Genomic DNA, 19,784 nt, shown 5'->3' with positions numbered 1-19,784 from the left:
CAAGGATACACGCTGCTAATCCAACACTTCGCTATCAAAAATATGGGCGCTCTGCAAAAAGGTCCGCAGCGGCATGAAAGAAGCGCCGGTCCAGAACGAAGAGTCGCCCACGAGCTCGGCGGCATCGTCGCGGGCCTCCTCCATGACCTCGAAGTCCGCCATCATATCGGCGATGCGAAACTCCGGGAGCCCGCTCTGCTTCGTGCCGAAGAAGTCCCCCGGCCCGCGCAGCTCCAGATCGCGCCGGGCGATTTCGAAGCCGTCGACCGTGTCGGTCATCGCCTTCATGCGCTCCTTGCCGACCTCGGTCTTCGGGTCGGCGATCAGCACGCAGAAGGACTGATGCTCGCCGCGCCCGACGCGTCCGCGCAGCTGGTGCAGCTGCGACAGCCCGAAGCGGTCGGCGTCGTAGATGACCATCAGCGTGGCGTTCGGCACGTCCACGCCAACCTCGATGACCGTGGTCGATACGAGCGTATCCACGTTCCCTTCTTTGAAGGCGAGCATGACCGCTTCCTTCTCCTGCGCGCTCATCCTTCCGTGCAGCAGGCCGATCCGCATCTGCGGAAAATGCTGCTGCAGCTGAATGTGGACGTCGATGGCATTCTGCACGTCCAGCTTGTCCGACTCTTCGATGAGCGGACAGATGACGTACGCCTGCCGCCCTGCGGCAACCTCGCGCTGGATGAAGCCGAGCACACGCTCCAGCATGGCGTGCTGGACGGCGTACGTCTTGATCGGCTTCCGGCCTTTGGGCAGCTCGCGCAGCGTTGAAACATCCATGTCGCCGAAGGCTGTAATCGCCAGCGTTCGCGGGATCGGCGTCGCCGTCATCGTCAGCACATCGGGGTTCATGCCCTTGCGCCGCAATATGCTGCGCTGGTTCACCCCGAAGCGGTGCTGCTCATCCGTCACGACGAGCCCCAGCTGGCGGAAGAAGACGTCCTCCTGGATGAGGGCATGCGTGCCGACAAGCACGTCAATCAGCCCCATCTGCAAGGACGCGAGCAGGTCCCGCCGCTGGCGGTCCGTCGAGCTGCCGGTCAGCAGCGCAACCTGCAGCCCGTAGGGCTCAAAGAGCTTGTCGAGCGAGCGCTTGTGCTGCTCGGCCAAGATTTCCGTCGGCACCATCAGCGCGCCTTGGTAGCCGGCCTTGACCGTCGCATACAGGCCGATGGCCGCGACGACGGTCTTCCCTGCACCGACGTCTCCCTGCAGCAGCCGGTTCATGCTGTACGGCTCCTGCATATCGTGCAGGATCTCGCCTACGACCTTCTTCTGCGACTCCGTCAGCTGGAAGGGCAGAGCGCGCACGAAGGCGCGTACAGCAGGCAGGTCCACCTGCTGTTTCACCCCGTCCGCGCGGCTGCGCGTCACGGCGCGGTAAGCCTGCAGCTTGAGCTGGAACAAGAACAGCTCCTCGTAAACCATGCGCCTGCGCGCCTGCTTGCCTTCCTCCACGCCGCTCGGCGTGTGGATAATGGCTAGCGCCTTGCTGCGCGGCATAAACCCGTACTTGCCGGTCAGCGAAGCCGGCAGCACTTCACTGATCATGGCGCCGTACTGCGTCAGCGCCTGCTGGATAACCTTACGCATCCACTTCTGCGTAAGGGTGCCTGCAACCGAATAAACCGGCTGGATGGTGCCGGTATTGGAATCCCCTTGTCCGGGGAACTCCGAGTCGGACACGCTCATTTGCCTCCGCTTGGCGTCCCATTTGCCGGTCAATATGATCTCCTGCTGCGGCCGCAAGCGGTCCTTCAAAAAGTGGCGGTTAAACCACACCGCCGTCAGCAGAAAATCGTCGACCATCACCTTGCAGGATAGCCGCGATTTGCCGCTGTAGCGCTGCAGCACCGGCTCCCCGATGATGAAGCCCTTCACCGTAACGCGGTCGCCGTCCTTCACGCTGGCGATATCACGAACGGTATAATCCTCATACCGGAACGGCACATATTCCAGCAAATCCATAACCGTAAAAATGCCCATGGCGTTAAGCTCAAGTGCCTTCTGAGCGCCAACTCCATGGACTTCGCGTACTAAAACTTGATTCAGATCCATCGCTTATACCGTACTGACGAACGCTGCGATGGTGCCAGGTCCGGCGTGTGCGCCGATAACGGGCCCCAGTATAATATAGTCCACCTGCTGCACATTAAATTGCTGCATAATGGCTTCTCGCAGCAGCTCCGCGCCTTCCAAATTGTTTGCATGTGCAATGTGTAGCTGCGGGATGGTCCGATCCGGCACATCCGCCGCCAGCAGCTCCAGAATGCGGGCGATCGCTTTCTTCTGCCCTCGAACCTTATCGACGGCGGCTACCTCCCCTTCTCCATCGATCGAGAGAATAGGCTTGATATTCAGCAGCGATCCGAAGAGTGCCGACGCTTTGCCGATTCTTCCGCCTTTTTGCAGAAATTCGAGTGTATCCACAAGGAAGTATATGTAAAAGTTCTCTCTCATCGTTCGTACGAGCTCGATGATCTCAGCTGCGCTGTGGCCGGCTTTGGCCGCTTTCGCAGCCGCAGCAACCAGCGCACCGATGCCGTAGGACGCCGATCGGGAGTCGTACACATGCACCTTGCCCGCATGCTCCTCCAGCATCGTGGAGGCCAGCAGGGCCGACTGATACGTTCCGCTGAGAGCGGAGGATAAATGAATCGAAATGATTTCGGTATCGGGCTCTTCGAGCAAGCCTTGATACAATTCCAGAAACTCAGCAGGAGACGGCTGCGAGGTTCGGGGGAAGTGCGGCGACGAGGTCAGCTTCCCATAGAAATCTTCGGACCGCATCGTCACCGCATCTAGAAATTGCTCATCGCCAAAATGAATCTTGAGCGGCACCATCTCAATATTCAATTCTTGGCGAAGTGCCGCCGGTATGTCGGCCGTGCTGTCCGTTACAATACGAATGTTTGTCAACAGGGCTCACTCCAATTCCCGTTTAGAATTCACTGCGGGATGATTTATTCGACGGAGAACAGGTACGCATATAATGGCTGTCCGCCCGGATGAAGCTCTACTTCAATCTGGGGATAGATCGCCTGGATGAATGCCTCCAGCTCCTCCGTTTCTTCCTCTTTGGCATCCTCGCCGGTCAGGATCGTGACGATTTCGCTGCTTTCGTCGATCATTTCTTCGAGCAGCTTCTTGCACGCATCCATCAGACTCGGCTGGGAAGACACGATCCGGCCATCCTGGATACCGATAAAATGCCCCTGCTTGATGTCGATGCCGTCCATGCTCGTATCCCGCACAGCGTAAGTCACTTGGCCGGATTTCACACGGCGGAGGGATTCGTTCATCGCTTCCGTGTTCGTCTTGGCATCCGCTTTCTCCTGGAAGGCCAGAATGGCGGCAAGTCCTTGCGGAATCGACTTCGACGGAATGACAATCAAGGTCTTGTCGACCAGATCAGCGGCCTGCTGCGCGGCCAAAATGATGTTAGAGTTATTCGGCAGCACATAGATCGTCTCGGCCTCGATACGATTCACCGCATTCACGATATCTTCCGTGCTCGGATTCATCGTCTGTCCGCCGGATAGGACGACATCAACGCCTACGCTCGACAAAATGTCTGTAATCCCGTCGCCCAGAGCGACCGCTACGAAGCCGTACGGCTTACTCGGAACCGGTGCAGCGGCAGCTGCATCGGGAGCAGCCGCTTCAAAACCTTCCACCGTCATATCTTCCAATATATGTGAATGCTGATCGCGCATATTTTCAATTTTGATCCGGCTCAGAGCGCCGTAATTCATCGCTTGGTTCATGACTTCCCCAGGGTATTCGGCATGAATATGCACTTTCACCAGTTCGTCATCGGCAACGACCAACAGGGAATCCCCCAGCTTGCCGAGCTGCTCGCGGAACTTGCTCTCGTCGAACACCTGGCCCTTCACCTTGCCAGGCTGAATGGTCAGCATAAATTCCGTGCAATAGCCGAATTCGATATCTTCCGTCGCGATATGCGCCTGTGCCGGGAGATGGGCGTGCACTTCTTTGGCCAGATTCATGCCCGGAACGACGGAGACCGTATCCAGTCTTGTATCCATCGTGGCATAGTCGTCTTCCACTTGCACCAGACCTCCGCTTAGCGCCGCCACAAAGCCTTCGTACACACAGACAAGCCCTTGTCCGCCCGCATCGACCACGCCTACCTGCTTCAGCACAGCAAGCTGCTCAGGCGTTCTGGCGAGCGCTTCCTTCGCTTTACCCAGAACCTCCTGCATAAGATCAAGCAGGTCGCCTCCGCGTCTGTACTGCACCGCGTGTTTGGCCGCTTCTTTCGATACCGTCAGGATCGTGCCTTCGACCGGTTTCACGACAGCTTTGTACGCTGTCTCTACCCCTTGCTGCAGCGCAGCCGCGAATTGCTGCGCATTCACCTGCTCGAAATCGTGCACATGCTTCGCGAAACCGCGGAACAGCTGGGACAGAATAACCCCAGAGTTGCCCCTGGCGCCCATCAGTAGCCCTTTGGACAATGCATCAGCTGCTTTCCCAATATGAGAGGATGGCTTCTTTTTCAGTTCCTCACAACCTGCGGTGAGTGTTAAATTCATGTTGGTGCCAGTATCTCCGTCGGGTACAGGGAAAACGTTCAATCCATTAACCTTGTCTACATTTCTGCGAAGGTTATCCGCACCCGCCAAGACCATGGCAGTGAAGTCATTTCCATTTATTGAAATAAAGCGCTTACTCAAAGTGATTCCCCTTCCTGGATATCAGGCTCTTATTTGGCTACTCGAACGCCTTGAACAAAGATGTTCACATCGTCGACTTGAAGTCCTACGACTTCGTTTAACACATATTTGACTTTCGTTTGGACATTACCTGCAACCACGGATATTTTGGTTCCATAGCTGACAATAATATAAAGATCAATTTCGAGACGTCCGTTCTCGCGACGAACCTCGACACCGCGGCTCAAATTGTCCCGGCCCAACAGCTCGGCTATTCCGTCTTTCAATTGTTTTCTCGTTGCCATGCCAACAAGTCCATAACAATCTAATGCAGCGGATCCCGCCAGTGTTGAAATCACTTCATTCGTAATATACACTTTTCCATACTCGGTTGTGAGTTCAATTGGCATCATCTAACAACTCCTTCAAGTCGACTTCAGTCGTCACTTACTATGTATTTGGAATGTGGGCTAATCTTCATTGTACTATAACATAATAAATAAATAAACGGCAAAAAAGAAGGTAATTCGTTGACTCTGCTGCTTACGCTATGCTATTATATCTAAGTGTGTTTTTGCTGGTTAATACAAGAAACGCAAGAAGCAAAGTCTATATTATGTCAAGCTTAGGCTTGCCACCCAGGCTGCTTTGTATACTGCCGAAGGAGGTGTCAAACATGTCCCGCAAATGTTTCGTTACAGGTAAAAGTCCTAAATCAGGAAATCACGTGTCCCACGCTAACAATAAAAACAAGCGTACTTGGGGAGTTAACGTTCAAAAGGTTCGCATCCTCGTTGATGGCAAACCAAAACGGGTTTACGTAAGTGCTCGTGCGTTGAAATCCGGTAAAGTGGCTCGCGTTTAATTTCGGATACTTATTCTTTTCTATGTACACAGACAAAAAGCACCTTACCGGTGCTTTTTTTGCATTTCTGGGATATGGACTTCGTATGTTTGCTTTACTAGTTTTTACTGAACGTATTCAGTACAGCCTTCACGAATCCACCCAAAAATTTCGGTAGCTTGATTGTGTAGAACTTCATTCTCTACCCCTCCTTAGAGTTTGGTCAGTAGACGGACGTATCCCCGAAGACTGACTTCGACTTCGTGAGCACTAACATCATTACAACAGTATATGCCCCGCCCGTGAAAAAGTGCCTTCTATTTTACTTTCTCATCGATTGCTTCCAGAAAGCAAAAAAAGCTACAAGAGCGCAATGCTCTTGTAACTATATGTATGCACCTAGGGTGCGGTTATACCCATCTGTGTGTAGAGGGCGTAAATTAAGCTGAAAATGAAATATAAGACCACCGCAATCGCAATGAACCAAATGCGGAACCCGATTCCCTCAAACCTGCGGAAGAAACGCATCCCCAAGTACAGCGCCCCGAGTGAGAAAATATACTTCGTGAAATCATGAATATTGGAGAAAAACGTCAGCAGCAGGGCACACACGATACTGTACGTGAACAGCCAGAGAATTCTCATGTCCCGCTCCCCTTATCCGCGAATGCGGCGGATGGCGTCAGCGCGGTCGGCTTGCCCGAATACGGCATTGCCTGCAACCAGCACGTCGGCGCCGGCTTCCATCACTTGACGAGCCGTCACTTCGTTAATGCCGCCGTCCACTTCGATATGCAGCCCGGTTAATCCCTTCGCGTTCGCCTGCTCGCGCAAGGCGCGAATCTTGCTCAGCATGCCGGGAATGAAGGCTTGTCCCCCGAAGCCGGGATTGACGGTCATGATCAGTACCAAATCCAGATGCTCATCCAGCACATGCTCGATCAAAGAGATCGGAGTTGCCGGGTTAAGGACAACTCCTGCTTTGACGCCGCTCTGCTTGATGAGATCAAGAGTCCGATGCAGATGCGTGCAAGCCTCTACATGGACGGAGATCAGATCCGCCCCCGCTTTGGCGAATTCCGGGATATAGCGGTCAGGCTGCTCGATCATCAAATGAACGTCCAGCGGCAGTTTCGTCACCGGACGTATCGCTTCAACGACTAGCGGACCAATTGTGATATTCGGCACGAAATGGCCGTCCATGACATCGACATGGATCCAATCCGCTCCGCCCCGCTCGACATCTTTGATCTCTTCGCCGAGCTGTGCGAAGTTGGCTGATAAAATAGAAGGTGCTACGTATACCATTCGTTCTCTAATACCTCCTCTTCCGATCCTTGATTTCCCCCAAAAATAACAAATAGTGATCATAACGCGACGCGGCGATGGTGCCTTCGGCAACCGCATCGCGCACCTTGCAATTCGGCTCATGCAGATGCAGACAGCCTCTGAACTTGCAGCCCTCGGCTACAGCGGCGAACTCCCTGAAGCAGGCGCTCAGCCCCTCCGCTTCAACTTCCATGAAGTCCAGCTGGCTGAAGCCCGGCGTATCGGCGACGAGACCGCCGTTATGGAGCGGCAGCAGCTCGACATGGCGCGTCGTATGCTTGCCGCGGCCCAGACGATGGGAAATCTCGTTCGTCTCCAGATTGCGGCCGCTGATCATTTCGTTGAGCAAGGAAGACTTGCCGACGCCGGACTGCCCGGCGAACACGCTGACCGTACCCTCAAGATGCTGCGCAATCACTTCCACGCCCTCCTGACGCCTAGAGCTCGTCTTCAGCACGGTATAGCCGATATTCTCGTACAGCGTCTGAATACGGTCCAGCTCCGAAACGGTCATCTCTTTGGCCCCCGGTGCATCACTGCTTTCCGTCAGCAGGTCGCTCTTGGTGAAGCACAGCAGCACGTCAATGCCTGTATGCTCGATATGAACAAGAAACTTATCCATGAGCTGCAAATTCAAGACGGGCTCTGTCACCGAGAATACGAGTACAACAACATTCACATTCGCAATAGGCGGACGAATCAGCTCCGAAGTACGGGGCATGATTTCGGTCACCGTCCCTTCGCCGTTCTCCGTCTCCTCATACATGACCCGGTCCCCGACGAGGGGAGTGATCTTCCTGTTCTTGAACACGCCCCTGCCGCGGCAAGTAACCATATTCGCCTCTTGAAGCTCCGCCCCTTCAGGCAGCACATAGTAATATCCGCTCAATGCTTTAACTATCGTTCCTTGCGGCATTAATTTGTGCCTCCACTTGGCGGCTTCGAGGCGGCCCCGCCGGCTTGCCCGTTGCCATTGCCTCCGACCGGAATCGCCGGTCCGGTGTTCTGTTGTTTAGGCGATGCAGAAGGCGATACGGAAGGACTTGGCGATACCTTCCCGTTCTTCTGATCCAAATAATCCTGATACGTGCGCGTAATGGAGTTAACCAAGTTATCCCCTTCTTTGATCAAGATAACTGCTTTCTTATCCGGAGAGACGATGACCTTCACATCCAGATTTTGCGGTTTCGTGACTTTCTCCGTTTTGTATTCGAAATTTTCGTACTGGGCATCGCTGACGATAATCTTGAACTCGGAATCCTTACCTTCTACCGTCGGCTTCACAGGAATGGTCACCGTCATTTGACCGGCATCTTCCGGCAAGCCGTCGCTGATGATCAAGGAAATCTCCGATCCGACGGATACATCGGTATTTTTGTCATAAGGAAACTGCTTGATGACCTTCCCTTTGGCCACCTTGTAGCTTCTCTCACGCGTAATCCCGTTCGCAGGAATCTTCAGATTCAGCTTCGTAATCTGCGTCTTCGCTTCCGCTTCCGTCAAGCCGACGAGATCCGGCATCTTGAACGTTTCTTTCGCCTTGCTCACGGTGAACGTAATCGCCGCCTTCTCGGCTTCGAATTCTTCGCCGACTAAAGGCGTCTGCTTCAGAATCGTATCCGGCGGATCATCCGTCGTCTCCTGCGTAATCGTAATCTGCGTTTCATTGATGCCGAGTGCCTGCAGCTTCAGCTTGGCGTCCTTCAGCTGTTGTCCGATATAGCTCTCCATCTTGATTTTGGGAGCGCCCTTGCTGACGTACAGCGTCACCTTCGTACCGACGTTCATCCGCATTCCGCTGGGATTCTGACGAATGACCTGATCCTTAGGCGCCTTGCTTTCGGCATCGATTTCTACCGTATAGCCCAGCTTGGCAGCCGTCAGCTTAGCCTGCGCATCCGTCAGCGTCATGTTCACGACATCGGGAACCTCGACCGTTTCGACGGCGAACATGCTTTTCACATAACCGACCAGGTACCACATGAAGCCCAGAACGATCAGCAAAATAACGATCCATACGACCGGCTTCACCCAGCCCTTCTTCTTGGGAGCAGGCTCCTCGCGCCACGCCGGCTTCTCGGGCTCATCCTCATCGTCGTCGAACTTCGCGCTCAATTGGTCCGCCCGAATGGCCGGCATCACCAAGGTGCGCTCTTCGTCCATCCCGTCGGCATCCCAGAAGGCTACCTTAGCCTCGTTCCTGCGGTCGGGATTCAGGCACGTATCGAGATCCGCCATCATTTGCTTCGCGGACTGGTAGCGTTCCTCGGGCTTTTTGCGCATTGCTTTCAGGATGATGTTCTCGACACTCTGCGGGATGAGCGGATTGACCTTGCGCGGCTCTTCCACGTCTTCCTGCAAATGCTTGAGCGCTACGGATATCGGGCTTTCGCCGAGGAAAGGCAAGCGGGCCGTCAGCATTTGGTACATGACGATGCCCAAGGAGTACAAGTCCGACTTCTCGCCCGTATTCGTTCCTTTGGCATGCTCCGGCGAGAAATAATGCACGGAACCGACAACGGAGCCCGTTTGCGTAATGGTCGAAGAGGTCGCGGCGCGGGCAATGCCGAAATCGGTCACTTTCACGCGCCCGTTTTTGCCGATCAGTATGTTGTGCGGCTTAATATCGCGGTGAATGATTTCATTGTGGTGCGCATGATCGAGCGCGTCCGCAATCTGACTGGCGTAATGAACCGCATCCTCCACCTGCAGAGGCGCCCTCTCCTTGATCAAATCATTCAACGTAGTGCCTTCTATGTATTCCATTACGATATAGTGCACGTCTTCTTCTTGTCCCACGTCATAAATACTGACGACATTAGGATGAGAAAGTGAAGCGGCTGATTGAGCTTCTCTGCGGAAACGACGAATGAACTCTTCGTCATGCACGTACTGCGAGCGCAGCACCTTCACAGCCACTTTACGATTCAATAAAAGATCATGCCCTTTATAAACTAAAGCCATGCCGCCTCCGCCTATGCGCTCCAAGATTTCATAGCGGCCTCCAAGCTTCCTACCGATCAATTCCCATCACCCCTTTTCTCGTCCGAATCCGAATCGTGCCCAAGTAAAACGACCGTAACGTTATCGTCTCCGCCCTTATCCAGCGCGCTTTGGATGAGCTTCTCCGCCGCGCTTTCCAGCTCATCATACGATTTGATGATGCGCAGAATGTCGCCGGAGTCCACCAGTCCGCTTAAACCGTCGGTGCAAATAAGAATGGTGTCTCCGGGCCGCCAAGCATACTCATACAAGTCCACCTCGACGCCCGGTTCCGTTCCGAGTGCACGCGTAATCCAATTGCGCCGCGGGTGATGTTCGGCCTCTTCCAGCGTAATTTGCCCGGTCTTCACAAGCTCATAAACGAGCGAATGATCTTCCGTCAGCTGGGTGATCGACTCCCCGGCAATTTTATAAGCCCGGCTGTCGCCGATATGACCGATGATCAGAAGCTCTTGGGAGGCAATCACAGCAACAACGGTCGTTCCCATGCCGTGATAATTCTCCTTCTCGGAGGCAAACGCGTAAATTTGCTCGTTCGCCTTCTCGATCGCTTCCTTCAGCACCTGCTTGCAAGCCTCCACAGGCATTCCCCAATGGATGGATTGGAGCTCACTGCCGACGATATCGACAGCCATTTGGCTGGCAATATCGCCGGCTTGATGGCCTCCCATGCCGTCGGCCACAATAGCTAGAAAGAGGCCGTTCAGCTCGTGCCAAATGGCGGCGCGATCCTCGTTCACTTGGCGGACTTTACCGATATCGGTGCGGCTTACCATCTTCATCCTGATTCACCTCATGACTTGCTCTCCATATGCTTCGCGCGCAGTTGTCCGCAGGCGGCAGCAATGTCGCTGCCTTGTTCACGGCGTATGGTAGCATTGATTTTGGCCTTCTCAAGAATACGTTGGAAGGTGAAAATATCATCTCTTGGCGTACGTTTGAAATCCCGTTCGGCAACGAAATTCACAGGAATCAGGTTTACGTGGCTAAGAGGCATGTCTTTCAGCACTTTCGCCAACTCTTCCGCATGCTCGGCCTGATCGTTCACTTCCCCCATAAGGGCGTATTCGAACGTGATGCGTCTGCCGGTTTTGGCAATGTAATATTTGCAAGCTTCGATCAAATCGGCAAAAGGGAATCTGCGATTGACCGGCATCAGCTTCGAGCGCAGCGTATCGTTCGGCGCATGAATCGAAATAGCCAAATTCACCTGCAAATTCTCATCGGCAAACTTATAAATGTTCGGCACAATGCCGCTCGTCGATACGGTAATATGACGCTGGCCGATGTTAAGCCCCTTCGGATGAATCATGACGCGCAAGAAATTCATCGTCGCTTCATAATTCTCGAACGGCTCGCCGATGCCCATGATGACGATCGAAGAAATGCGCTCCTCCGTCTCATCCAGCAGCTTCTGGGCTTTGACGACCTGAGCGACAATTTCCCCGGGACGCAGATCCCGCTTCAACCCGCCGAGTGTGGAGGCGCAAAATGTGCAGCCCACACGGCAGCCGACCTGTGTTGTGACACAGATACTGTTGCCGTAGTTATGCTTCATGACAACCGTTTCGATCGCATTCTTGTCCTCGAGTTCGAACAGAAACTTGACCGTTCCGTCCTGCGACTGGTACTTGGCAATCTCGGACAGCGTGACGAACTCGAACTGGCTTTTGAGCTTGTCGCGAAGCGCCTTCGGCAGATTGGTCATCTCATCGAAGCTGAATACGCGCTTGATGTACAGCCAGTCAAAAATTTGGCCGGCCCGGAACGAGGACTCGCCGTTCTCTTTGACCCAAGTCTGCCACTCGTCCCAATTCAAATCATATACAAATGGTTTGTCTTTCAAGTAAGGCTTATTAGACACGTTTTATCACAACCTGTTGTTATTTAATCGATATTTTCAGCTAATCTTATCTATTTTAGCACAAAGCGGGGCCGAACACACATCCCCCTCGGTTAGAGCTTCGCCAAGAATACGCGCCGCTAACCGCGTTTGCGCAGCCGGGCGATGAAGAATCCGTCCGAGTGAAACTGCTGCGGCAGTATTTGCACCATGCCGGATAGCGCCGCAGCGGGATCCACGCTCGCGAAAGCATCCGCCGGCAGCGGCTCAAGCGCGAACTCGCTGTGCTCCGCGAGGAAGCGCTCGACCATGCCGGCGTTCTCGGCATGCTCAATCGTGCACGTGCTGTAAACCAGCACGCCCCCTGGCTTCAGCAGCCGGTGCACCCGGCTGAGAATCGCATACTGCAGCTCGCTGATCGCCTCGATCTCCGCTTCCTGCTTCGCCCACTTCAGATCGGGCTTGCGGCGAATAACCCCGAGGCCCGAGCACGGCGCATCCAGCAGAATGCGGTCGAACGACTCCGCCGCGAAGTGCTCGTCCAGCTTCGCAGCGTCCATGACCAGCGTCTGAATGGACGACAGTCCCAGCCGCTGCGCCTGATCTGCGATCAGCTGCTGCTTGTGCTCGTGCAGATCGCACGCCCAGATGCGGCCCGTATCGTCCATCTTCTCGGCGATGTGAGCCGTCTTGCCGCCGGGGGCGGCGCAGCAGTCCAGCACGCTCATGCCCGGACGCGGCTCCAAAGCTTCGGCGACGAGCATCGAGCTCTCGTCTTGAATCGAGAAGTCCCCCGCCATAAAGCCGGGGGACAACGCCATATTCCCGGCCCCCTGCACCACGATGCCGGCCGGGGCCAGCTTCGACGCTTCCGCGCTGAGACCGCTGCCCTGGAGCTGCTCCAGCAGCTCCAGACGGCTGCGCCGCCTCGCGTTCGCGCGAATGCTCACGTGCGGCGGCCTATTGTTCGCCGCACAGATCTGTTCCGTCAGCTCCGGGCCGAGCTGGCGGATCCACCTGCGCACGAGCCACTCCGGATGGGAGTGGCCCAGCGCGATGCGCTTCACGTCGCCGAGCGCAGCCGGAAGCTGCAGCTCCGCTTTGCTGCGTAGGATGGCGCGCAGCACGCCGTTAACCATGCCCGAGATCCCTTGATGGCCGCGGCGCTTCGCGATGTTCACCGCTTCGCTCACGACGGCGTGATCCGGGATACGGTCCAAATAATGCAGCTGGTAGAAGCTCAACCGCAGCAAGCATCGGACCCATGGCTCCAGCTTCGCAAGCCCCTTGCTGACGAAGCGCTCGAGAAAGAAATCGATCGTATTTAAGCGTCCGATCGTACCGTACACAAGCTCCGTAGCCAGGCCCGCATCGGCCCGTTCAAGCGCATGCTTCTGCAAGACCTGATTGAGCAGCAAATTGCTGTACGCTTGATTCTCTTCGACCCGAATCAGGACGTCCAGCGCCGCATCGCGGGCGGAAAGCTTAACGGCGCTGCTCTTCGCAGCGCCTCCGGATGGTTGGGATGAGGAGGGCTTACCGGCCCTCTGTACTTTAGCAGGTCCTTGCTTAGGACGTGTTGGTTTGTGCGTTGACAAATCGAATACCTCATTTATGTTAAGTAGTGGCTTCCTTCGCACTGCCGAATGCCGTGCCGGGCGCAATCTGCACCCCGCGAACAAACTCGGAGACAGGCATCGCTTTCTTGCCGGCAGGCTGAATTTCCGTCAGCCACAGCGTACCTTCACCAGTCATAACCTCAATACCTTGCTCGCTGCTGCCCAGCACCGTTCCCGGAGCGGGAGACCCGGCGAAGCTGCGGCTTCTCGGTTCGGCCGTATGCCGCGGATTGGCGCTGGCCCAAACCTTCATGACTTCGCCGTTCCACAGCGTATAAGCGCCAGGGAACGGATTCAAGCCGCGAACTTGGTTCCAAATCTCGACGGCCGAACGCGACCAATCGATCAGCTCGTCCTCCCGGCGAATATTCGGCGAATAGATCGCCTCGGCTTCATTTTGCGGAACCGCCTGAATACGCCCTGCCAGCAGATCCGGCAGCGTGCGCTTCAGCAGGTCGGCGCCCGCAATGCTCAGCTTCTCGAACAGCGTGCCTGTCGTATCGGTATCCTCAATCGGAAGCTCGACTTTGGAGATCATGTCGCCCGTATCCAAGCCTGTGGCCATGTACATAATGGTGACGCCCGTTACCGATTCACCGCGCAGCACGGCGTGATGAATCGGAGCGCCGCCGCGGTACTTGGGCAGCAGAGACGCATGGATGTTAATGCAGCCATGCGCCGGCAAATCCAGCACAGCCTTCGGTAGAATCTGGCCGTAAGCGGCCGTCACGATCAAGTCCGGCTGCAGTCCGCGCAGCACCTCGACGGAATCCGCCTGACGCAGCTTCTCCGGCTGCAGCACCGGAATGCCGTGCTTCTCGGCTTCCACCTTCACCGGCGGAGGCGTCAGCACGCGCTTGCGGCCTTTCGGCCGGTCCGGCTGCGTGACGACGGTCGTCACGTTATAGCCCTCCTCCAGCAGCGCTCGTAAGGAAGGTACGGCAAAATCCGGTGTGCCCATGAAAATGATGTTCACTCCGAATCTTCCTCTTCATCGCTAGTGTAGGTTTTGGTAGCCAAATCCGTAAACAGAATCCCGTTCAAATGGTCGATTTCATGGAAAATGCAGCGAGCCAGCAGCTCGGTGCCCGTCACCTCGATCGGATTGCCGTTACGGTCCTGCCCTTTGGCGGTCACATGCATCGGACGCGTCACATCGCCGCGAAGCCCCGGAATGCTCAGACAGCCTTCCGGTCCTGTTTGTTCGCCGCTCGAAGTGACGATTTCCGGATTGACCATTTCGATCAGACCGCCGTGTTCTTCGCCGCAGTCCATCACGATGACCCGCTTCAAAATACCGATTTGCGGAGCAGCCAGGCCAACGCCCTCAGCCTCATACATCGTGTCTGCCATATCGTCAAGCAATTTATGCAGATTGGAATTGAATTTGGTAACTGTGATCGCTTTCTCGCGCAGCACAGGGTCTGGATCTTTCACAATAATACGAATAGCCATAACGTGCACCTACCTTTTGAAGTCTTCTCTATTTGGGTACTTACATCAAATATTGCGGATCAACATCGACGCTGATCTGCAGTTTCTCTTTCGCCGAGCGCTCTTCGAACCACGCTACCGTTCGCCGGACAATGTCTGCCGCCTGATCTTCCCCCCGATATTTTACCACGCATTGGAATCGATATCTATCTTTGATTCGGGAAATAGGCGATGCCACAGGGCCCAGCACGTCCATCTGGAAGTCGTTGTTCATGGAAACCGCGTCCGCGAACAGGTCCATTTCCTTCATAGCATATTCTTGTGCAATTTCTTTGAGCCTGGTGACGAAGGCTTCCGCGAAACGAACCAGAAGCGGCACCTGCTCATGGGAGAAAGTAACCAAAATGAGCCGTTGGTACGGCGGATAGCCCAAATTGGCCCGCACATCAAGCTCATGATTGGCGAAGGCGATGTAGTCGTGGTGGCTCGCATACTGCACGCTGTAATGCTCGGGCGTATACGTCTGGACATACACTTCCCCCTGCTTCTCGTGCCGTCCGGCCCTTCCGGCCACTTGGGTCAGCAGCTGAAACGTCCGTTCCGCCGAGCGGAAATCCGGGATATTCAGCACCGTATCCGCTGCGATCACCCCGACCAATGTCACGTCGGGAAAATCAAGCCCTTTGGCCACCATCTGCGTGCCGAGCAGCACGTCCGCCTGCTTCTCGCGAAACATCGTCAGCCATTTCTCATGCGAGCCTTTCTCCGTCGTCGTATCCACATCCATCCGAATGACGCGGATGCCGGGGAAAATTTTGCCCAGCTCTTCCTCCACGCGCTGCGTGCCCGTTCCGAAATGACGAATATGCTTGGACTGGCAGCTGGGGCACTCGGTCACCTCGCGCTCCGCATAGCCGCAATAATGACAGCGCAGCATGCGCGAGCTTTGGTGATACGTGAGCGAGATGTCGCAATGCGGGCATGCCGCCACGTAGCCGCACGTACGGCACATGACGAACGTTGCGTACCCGCGTCGGTTCAGCAGCAAAACAATCTGTTCTTTCTTGTGTAACCGATCTTCAATCGCTTTATACAGCGCAGTGCTGAACATCGAGCGATTGCCGCTCTTCAGCTCCTCCCGCATGTCGACAATCGCAACCGGCGGCATCGGCCTGCTGGCCACGCGTTCCTTCATCGTAAGCAGTTTGTAAGGGGGGACAGGACGGTCGCGGCGTCTTCTCGTTCGTTCCAGACTCTCCAGCGACGGCGTTGCGGAACCGAGCACGACGACGGCCCCCTGCATGCTCGCACGCTTCACCGCTACGTCACGCGTATGATATTTGGGACTTTCTTCCTGTTTGTAGGAGGATTCATGCTCTTCATCAATAATGATAAGTCCGATTTGTGTAAAAGGAGCAAAAATCGCCGAACGCGCGCCGATGACAACCTTCACTTGCTTGCGTGTAATTTTACGCCACTCGTCGTAACGCTCTCCGTTCGACAGCCGGCTGTGCAGAACGGCCACCTGATCGCCGAAACGCCCTTTGAACCGCTCCACCATTTGCGGCGTCAACGAAATCTCCGGAACGAGGACGATCGCTTCCTTCCCCATATCGAGACATTGTTGAATGGATTGCAAATAGACTTCGGTTTTCCCGCTCCCCGTCACACCGTGCAGCAGAAACACCTCGTGCCGGCTGTCTGCGACAGCACCCCGGATTTCCGCGAAAACCCCGCTCTGTTCCTCCGTCAGAGGCAGCGGCTGCGTCTTCACAAAAGCACGACCCGCATAGGGGTCGCGCATCACTTCGACTTCGCGCAGCTGGATCCACCCGCGGTCGGCCAAGCTTTTGACCGTCGAGGCACCGACTTCCACCGCTTCCATCAGCTCGGTCAGCCGGATGGCATGGGGATGCTCCAGCAAATACCGCAGCACATCCTGCTGTTTATGAGCCCGCGCCGGCAGCTCGGACAACGCTTGCTCCAGCCCCTCGCCTCCCGGAGGAGGAAAGACCGTCAGCGCCTTCTTCGTGCTCATGCGGTCTTTGACGACTTGTACCTCCGTTAAAATGCCCGCGCTCAGCAGCTGCTTGATCAGCGCTCCATCGGCAGCGAAGCGCTCCATCAGGGCTTCCATGGGGACCGTCCCTTTGCTTCGGACAAAGGAGAGAATCGACTGGAGATCCGGCATATCCAGCAGCGACTGGTCCCCGGGTTCATCCGCAACCTCGATCGCCCGCTCGTACTTCGCTTTGAGCGCAGCCGGCAGCATCGCCTGAATCGCCGTGACTTCGTGACACAGGTACATGGCGCTTATCCATCTGCCCAGCTTCACAAGCTCCTCCGTCAGAGGCGGCACGAGATCCATGACATTCTGAATCGGCTTAACCCGTTTGGCATCGAGCTGCGTATTCTCATGCAATTCGACAACGAAACCTTGCAGCACCCGCGGGCCGAAAGGCACGCCGACACGGCTGCCAACCTCCACCCACTTCCTTAGAGCCGGAGGAACTTCATAGTCGAACGCCCGGTTCGTTTGCTTCGCAGGGACATCGACAATGACCTTGGCGTACATCAGGACTCCCTCGCTGCTGCCTGCATCCGGTCCGCCGCCAGCTCGAGCAGCCTGCGCGCCACATCTCTCTTGCTCTGAACAGGCAGCGCTTCTACCAAGCCATGGCGGTCAAAAATACGCACGGCATTCGTATCGCCGCTAAAGCCCGCCCCTTCCTGGGACACGTCGTTGCCGACGATGAGATCGGCGTTTTTGCGGATTAGTTTCTCCAGCGCATACTCGTCCAGGCGCTCCGTTTCCGCAGCAAAGCCGATGACGAGCTGATGTTTTTTGAGCGTGCCGAGCTCCTGTAAAATATCCGGATTTTTGATCAGCTCCAGCGTGAGCGAGTCGGACTTCTTCTTGATCTTCTGTTCAGACGGAGCGGCCGGACGGTAGTCGGCGACCGCTGCCGCTTTGATCACAAGCTCGCTTTGGTCGAAACGGGCCAGCACCGCCTCGCGCATATCCAGCGCGGACTGTACGGAAACGCGTTCTACGCCGCAAGGAACAGGCAGAGCGCTAGGTCCCGACACGAGCGTAACGGCCGCCCCCATACGGGCAGCCTCCTCGGCGATGGCATAGCCCATTTTGCCCGAAGAATCGTTCGTAATATAGCGGACCGGGTCGATTCGCTCGACAGTGCCTCCGGCGGTCACGAGCACCCGCTTGCCGGCGAGACGGCCTGGCTCTCCCTGGAAATGGCGCTCCACCGCAGCCAATATCTCCTCAGGCTCAGCCAGCCGGCCTTTCCCGACATAGCCGCAAGCCAATTGGCCTTCGCCAGGCTCAATGAAACGCACGCCTCGGTTAAGCAGCGTCTGCAAATTATGCTGCACGGCCGGATTCTCGTACATATGGACGTTCATCGCCGGGGCAACCCAGATCGGCGCCGTCGTTGCGAGCAGCGTCGTGCTGAGCATGTCGTCACCGAGTCCCAGCGCCAGCTTGCCGAGCGTGTTGGCCGTTGCCGGAGCGATCAGCACCAGGTCGGCGCTGTCCGCCAAGTTGATATGGGACACAACGGACGGATCTTTCTCATCGAACGTATCCACGAATACATGATGGCGCGACAGCGTTTGGAACGTTAACGGCGCTACGAATTGAACGGCGGAAGCCGTCATAATGACGCGCACGGTCGCGCCGGCCTGCGTCAGCTTGCTCGTCAGCGCAGCGGCCTTGTAAGCGGCGATCCCCCCGCATACGCCCAGTACAATCGTTTTACCCTTTAAAGCACTCATGAGCAATCCCCCTTTCCAGCACCTATGCCGAGAAAAAAATAACAACCACAAAGGGTTGTTGGGTAAGCATTTTATATCTCCGACTCTGTTTCTGTCTCTTTCTTTTTCTCAAGTTCGGCTGGCTCGATCTTCTCGTAGCCGATGTAGTGGCCATATAGCTCTTCCAGTGCCAAACCCACATGTTTATGAGCTTTCTGGCCTTTCAAATCCGACTTCGCGCCGTCGCGCAGCGATCTTGCTCTTTTGGAAGCAGCGACAACCAAAGAATACTTGCTGTCAACGATATCCAGAAGTTTATCGATTGAAGGATATAACATTTTATTTCACCTCATCTATCCATTGTACGATTTTGGGATACATGCGTTCTTTCTTGCAGTGCTCTGCCGTCAAAATCGCTTGAATCTTGGAGCATGCCGTTTCCACATGATCGTTCACAATAGCATAATCATAGTGTTCCATCAAGCGGATTTCGTCAATCGCCACCGACATGCGGCTGCGAATCACTTCATCCGTCTCCGTACCACGCGTGACAATCCGGTTCTCCAGCTCATCCAGCGAAGGCGGCAGCAAGAAAATAAACACACCTTCGGAAAACTTTTGTTTCACTTGCAAAGCACCCTGCACTTCAATCTCCAAGATCACGTCTTGGCCGGAGCGCAGCGTCTCCTCCACAAAACGTCTGGGCGTCCCGTAGAAATTCCCTACGTATTCCGCCCACTCCAGCACTTCATCCGTGTCAATCATCTGCTGGAATTGCTCGCGCGTTTTGAAGAAGTAGTTCACGCCCTCAACTTCCCCTTGACGAGGAGAGCGGGTTGTAGCCGAAACGGAATACACGATCTCCGGCGCGCACTTGCGCAGCGCAGCGCACACAGTCCCCTTGCCGACGCCGGAAGGACCGGATAAAACAATCAGAATACCTCTCTCGCGCTCAAGAGTGTTCGTATTACTCGTCATGATCATCGTCCTTGTTGGAAAGTCTATGTGCTACCGTCTCTGGCTGTACTGCCGATAAAATCACGTGATCGCTATCCGTAATAATAACGGCACGGGTTCTTCTGCCGTACGTAGCGTCAATCAGCATGTGACGGTCACGTGCCTCTTGAATGATCCTCTTGATCGGAGCCGACTCCGGACTCACAATCGAGATAATGCGGTTCGCCGATACGATGTTGCCGAACCCGATGTTAATTAATTTGATAGCCATTAAGGGCTTCCTCCTCGCGAAGCTCCAT

At 55.4% G+C, this 19,784-nt stretch carries 20 protein-coding genes; 1 reads left to right on the top strand and 19 read right to left on the bottom strand.

What is annotated here, in order from left to right:
• Positions 1 to 15 precede the first annotated feature (15 nt).
• Genes recG through J2X61_RS10255 form a run of 4 tightly spaced genes read right to left on the bottom strand, consistent with a single transcriptional unit; the run spans position 16 to position 5,092 of the window.
• On the bottom strand, positions 16 to 2,061 hold the full coding sequence (gene recG, locus J2X61_RS10270) for an ATP-dependent DNA helicase RecG (RefSeq protein ID WP_274471204.1): 2,046 nt from the start codon (positions 2,059 to 2,061) through the stop codon (positions 16 to 18).
• 3 nt (positions 2,062 to 2,064) lie between these two features.
• The gene (locus J2X61_RS10265; RefSeq protein WP_310187635.1) at positions 2,065 to 2,922 is read right to left on the bottom strand and encodes a DegV family protein; all 858 of its coding nucleotides are present in this window, start codon (positions 2,920 to 2,922) and stop codon (positions 2,065 to 2,067) included.
• Positions 2,923 to 2,966: 44 nt separating this feature from the next.
• A complete protein-coding gene (locus J2X61_RS10260; RefSeq protein WP_379240488.1) occupies positions 2,967 to 4,703 on the bottom strand; it encodes a DAK2 domain-containing protein in 1,737 nt (578 codons plus the stop codon).
• Positions 4,704 to 4,732: 29 nt separating this feature from the next.
• Complete coding sequence (locus J2X61_RS10255; RefSeq protein ID WP_274471662.1) at positions 4,733 to 5,092, bottom strand: Asp23/Gls24 family envelope stress response protein; 360 nt, start codon at positions 5,090 to 5,092, stop codon at positions 4,733 to 4,735.
• 266 nt (positions 5,093 to 5,358) lie between these two features.
• Here J2X61_RS10255 and rpmB point away from each other — a divergent pair, with 266 nt between their 5' ends.
• Entirely contained in the window at positions 5,359 to 5,547 is a 189-nt protein-coding gene (gene rpmB / locus J2X61_RS10250) for a 50S ribosomal protein L28 (protein WP_127452218.1), read from the top strand.
• Positions 5,548 to 5,644: 97 nt separating this feature from the next.
• Here the strand turns inward: rpmB and spoVM are convergent, their stop codons facing one another.
• The 15 genes from spoVM to remA all read right to left on the bottom strand — a co-directional run bounded on the left by spoVM (position 5,645) and on the right by remA (position 19,756).
• Positions 5,645 to 5,725 (bottom strand): stage V sporulation protein SpoVM, encoded by an 81-nt coding sequence (gene spoVM / locus J2X61_RS10245; RefSeq protein ID WP_014652194.1) that lies wholly within the window; start codon positions 5,723 to 5,725, stop codon positions 5,645 to 5,647.
• 200 nt (positions 5,726 to 5,925) lie between these two features.
• Positions 5,926 to 6,171 (bottom strand): hypothetical protein, encoded by a 246-nt coding sequence (locus tag J2X61_RS10240; RefSeq protein WP_274471201.1) that lies wholly within the window; start codon positions 6,169 to 6,171, stop codon positions 5,926 to 5,928.
• Between the two features lie 12 nt (positions 6,172 to 6,183).
• Positions 6,184 to 6,834, bottom strand: coding sequence for a ribulose-phosphate 3-epimerase (gene rpe / locus J2X61_RS10235; protein WP_274471200.1), 651 nt, complete (start codon positions 6,832 to 6,834; stop codon positions 6,184 to 6,186).
• A gap of 7 nt (positions 6,835 to 6,841) precedes the next feature.
• A complete protein-coding gene (gene rsgA, locus J2X61_RS10230; RefSeq protein ID WP_274471199.1) occupies positions 6,842 to 7,771 on the bottom strand; it encodes a ribosome small subunit-dependent GTPase A in 930 nt (309 codons plus the stop codon).
• Positions 7,771 to 9,879, bottom strand: coding sequence for a Stk1 family PASTA domain-containing Ser/Thr kinase (gene pknB / locus J2X61_RS10225; protein ID WP_274471197.1), 2,109 nt, complete (start codon positions 9,877 to 9,879; stop codon positions 7,771 to 7,773). The genes rsgA and pknB overlap by 1 nt, the downstream gene beginning before the upstream one ends.
• The gene (locus J2X61_RS10220) at positions 9,876 to 10,640 is read right to left on the bottom strand and encodes a Stp1/IreP family PP2C-type Ser/Thr phosphatase (RefSeq protein ID WP_310187632.1); all 765 of its coding nucleotides are present in this window, start codon (positions 10,638 to 10,640) and stop codon (positions 9,876 to 9,878) included. The genes pknB and J2X61_RS10220 overlap by 4 nt, the downstream gene beginning before the upstream one ends.
• 11 nt (positions 10,641 to 10,651) lie before the next feature.
• Positions 10,652 to 11,722 (bottom strand): dual-specificity RNA methyltransferase RlmN, encoded by a 1,071-nt coding sequence (rlmN, locus tag J2X61_RS10215; RefSeq protein ID WP_274471194.1) that lies wholly within the window; start codon positions 11,720 to 11,722, stop codon positions 10,652 to 10,654.
• A gap of 119 nt (positions 11,723 to 11,841) precedes the next feature.
• The gene (rsmB, locus tag J2X61_RS10210; protein WP_310187629.1) at positions 11,842 to 13,299 is read right to left on the bottom strand and encodes a 16S rRNA (cytosine(967)-C(5))-methyltransferase RsmB; all 1,458 of its coding nucleotides are present in this window, start codon (positions 13,297 to 13,299) and stop codon (positions 11,842 to 11,844) included.
• 19 nt (positions 13,300 to 13,318) lie between these two features.
• Positions 13,319 to 14,296, bottom strand: a complete 978-nt coding sequence (fmt, locus tag J2X61_RS10205; protein WP_274471190.1) for a methionyl-tRNA formyltransferase — start codon at positions 14,294 to 14,296, stop codon at positions 13,319 to 13,321.
• Complete coding sequence (gene def, locus J2X61_RS10200) at positions 14,293 to 14,775, bottom strand: peptide deformylase (RefSeq protein WP_274471189.1); 483 nt, start codon at positions 14,773 to 14,775, stop codon at positions 14,293 to 14,295. Before def ends, fmt begins: the two co-directional genes overlap by 4 nt.
• Before the next feature lie 40 nt (positions 14,776 to 14,815).
• Positions 14,816 to 17,329, bottom strand: a complete 2,514-nt coding sequence (gene priA, locus J2X61_RS10195; protein WP_310187627.1) for a primosomal protein N' — start codon at positions 17,327 to 17,329, stop codon at positions 14,816 to 14,818.
• A complete protein-coding gene (gene coaBC, locus J2X61_RS10190) occupies positions 17,329 to 18,549 on the bottom strand; it encodes a bifunctional phosphopantothenoylcysteine decarboxylase/phosphopantothenate--cysteine ligase CoaBC (RefSeq protein WP_310187626.1) in 1,221 nt (406 codons plus the stop codon). Before coaBC ends, priA begins: the two co-directional genes overlap by 1 nt.
• 71 nt (positions 18,550 to 18,620) lie before the next feature.
• Entirely contained in the window at positions 18,621 to 18,866 is a 246-nt protein-coding gene (gene rpoZ / locus J2X61_RS10185) for a DNA-directed RNA polymerase subunit omega (protein ID WP_274471182.1), read from the bottom strand.
• Position 18,867: 1 nt separating this feature from the next.
• Positions 18,868 to 19,506 carry a guanylate kinase gene (gmk, locus tag J2X61_RS10180; protein ID WP_274471181.1) on the bottom strand — a complete coding sequence of 213 codons (639 nt, stop codon included), beginning with the start codon at positions 19,504 to 19,506 and terminating at the stop codon, positions 18,868 to 18,870.
• Positions 19,496 to 19,756: an extracellular matrix/biofilm regulator RemA gene (gene remA, locus J2X61_RS10175; RefSeq protein ID WP_009672664.1), complete on the bottom strand. Its 261-nt coding sequence runs from the start codon at positions 19,754 to 19,756 to the stop codon at positions 19,496 to 19,498. The genes gmk and remA overlap by 11 nt, the downstream gene beginning before the upstream one ends.
• Between the last annotated feature and the right edge of the window lie 28 nt (positions 19,757 to 19,784).

Source organism: Bacillus sp. 3255 (assembly GCF_031456485.1).
Taxonomy (GTDB): Bacteria; Bacillota; Bacilli; order Paenibacillales; family NBRC-103111; genus Paenibacillus_E.
The sequence above is the reverse complement of the archived record's forward strand: the minus strand, read 5'-3'. Positions and strand labels throughout refer to the sequence as shown.

Coding starts and splice junctions, on each gene's coding strand:
- spoVM (WP_014652194.1), bottom strand. CDS start 5,725: ATGAAGTTCTACACAATCAAGCTACCGAAATTTTTGGGTGGATTCGTG.
- J2X61_RS10240 (WP_274471201.1), bottom strand. CDS start 6,171: ATGAGAATTCTCTGGCTGTTCACGTACAGTATCGTGTGTGCCCTGCTG.
- rpe (WP_274471200.1), bottom strand. CDS start 6,834: ATGGTATACGTAGCACCTTCTATTTTATCAGCCAACTTCGCACAGCTC.
- rpoZ (WP_274471182.1), bottom strand. CDS start 18,866: ATGTTATATCCTTCAATCGATAAACTTCTGGATATCGTTGACAGCAAG.
- rsgA (WP_274471199.1), bottom strand. CDS start 7,771: ATGCCGCAAGGAACGATAGTTAAAGCATTGAGCGGATATTACTATGTG.
- J2X61_RS10220 (WP_310187632.1), bottom strand. CDS start 10,640: ATGAAGATGGTAAGCCGCACCGATATCGGTAAAGTCCGCCAAGTGAAC.
- rpmB (WP_127452218.1), top strand. CDS start 5,359: ATGTCCCGCAAATGTTTCGTTACAGGTAAAAGTCCTAAATCAGGAAAT.
- recG (WP_274471204.1), bottom strand. CDS start 2,061: ATGGATCTGAATCAAGTTTTAGTACGCGAAGTCCATGGAGTTGGCGCT.
- def (WP_274471189.1), bottom strand. CDS start 14,775: ATGGCTATTCGTATTATTGTGAAAGATCCAGACCCTGTGCTGCGCGAG.
- J2X61_RS10255 (WP_274471662.1), bottom strand. CDS start 5,092: ATGCCAATTGAACTCACAACCGAGTATGGAAAAGTGTATATTACGAAT.
- remA (WP_009672664.1), bottom strand. CDS start 19,756: ATGGCTATCAAATTAATTAACATCGGGTTCGGCAACATCGTATCGGCG.
- coaBC (WP_310187626.1), bottom strand. CDS start 18,549: ATGAGTGCTTTAAAGGGTAAAACGATTGTACTGGGCGTATGCGGGGGG.
- gmk (WP_274471181.1), bottom strand. CDS start 19,506: ATGACGAGTAATACGAACACTCTTGAGCGCGAGAGAGGTATTCTGATT.
- priA (WP_310187627.1), bottom strand. CDS start 17,329: ATGTACGCCAAGGTCATTGTCGATGTCCCTGCGAAGCAAACGAACCGG.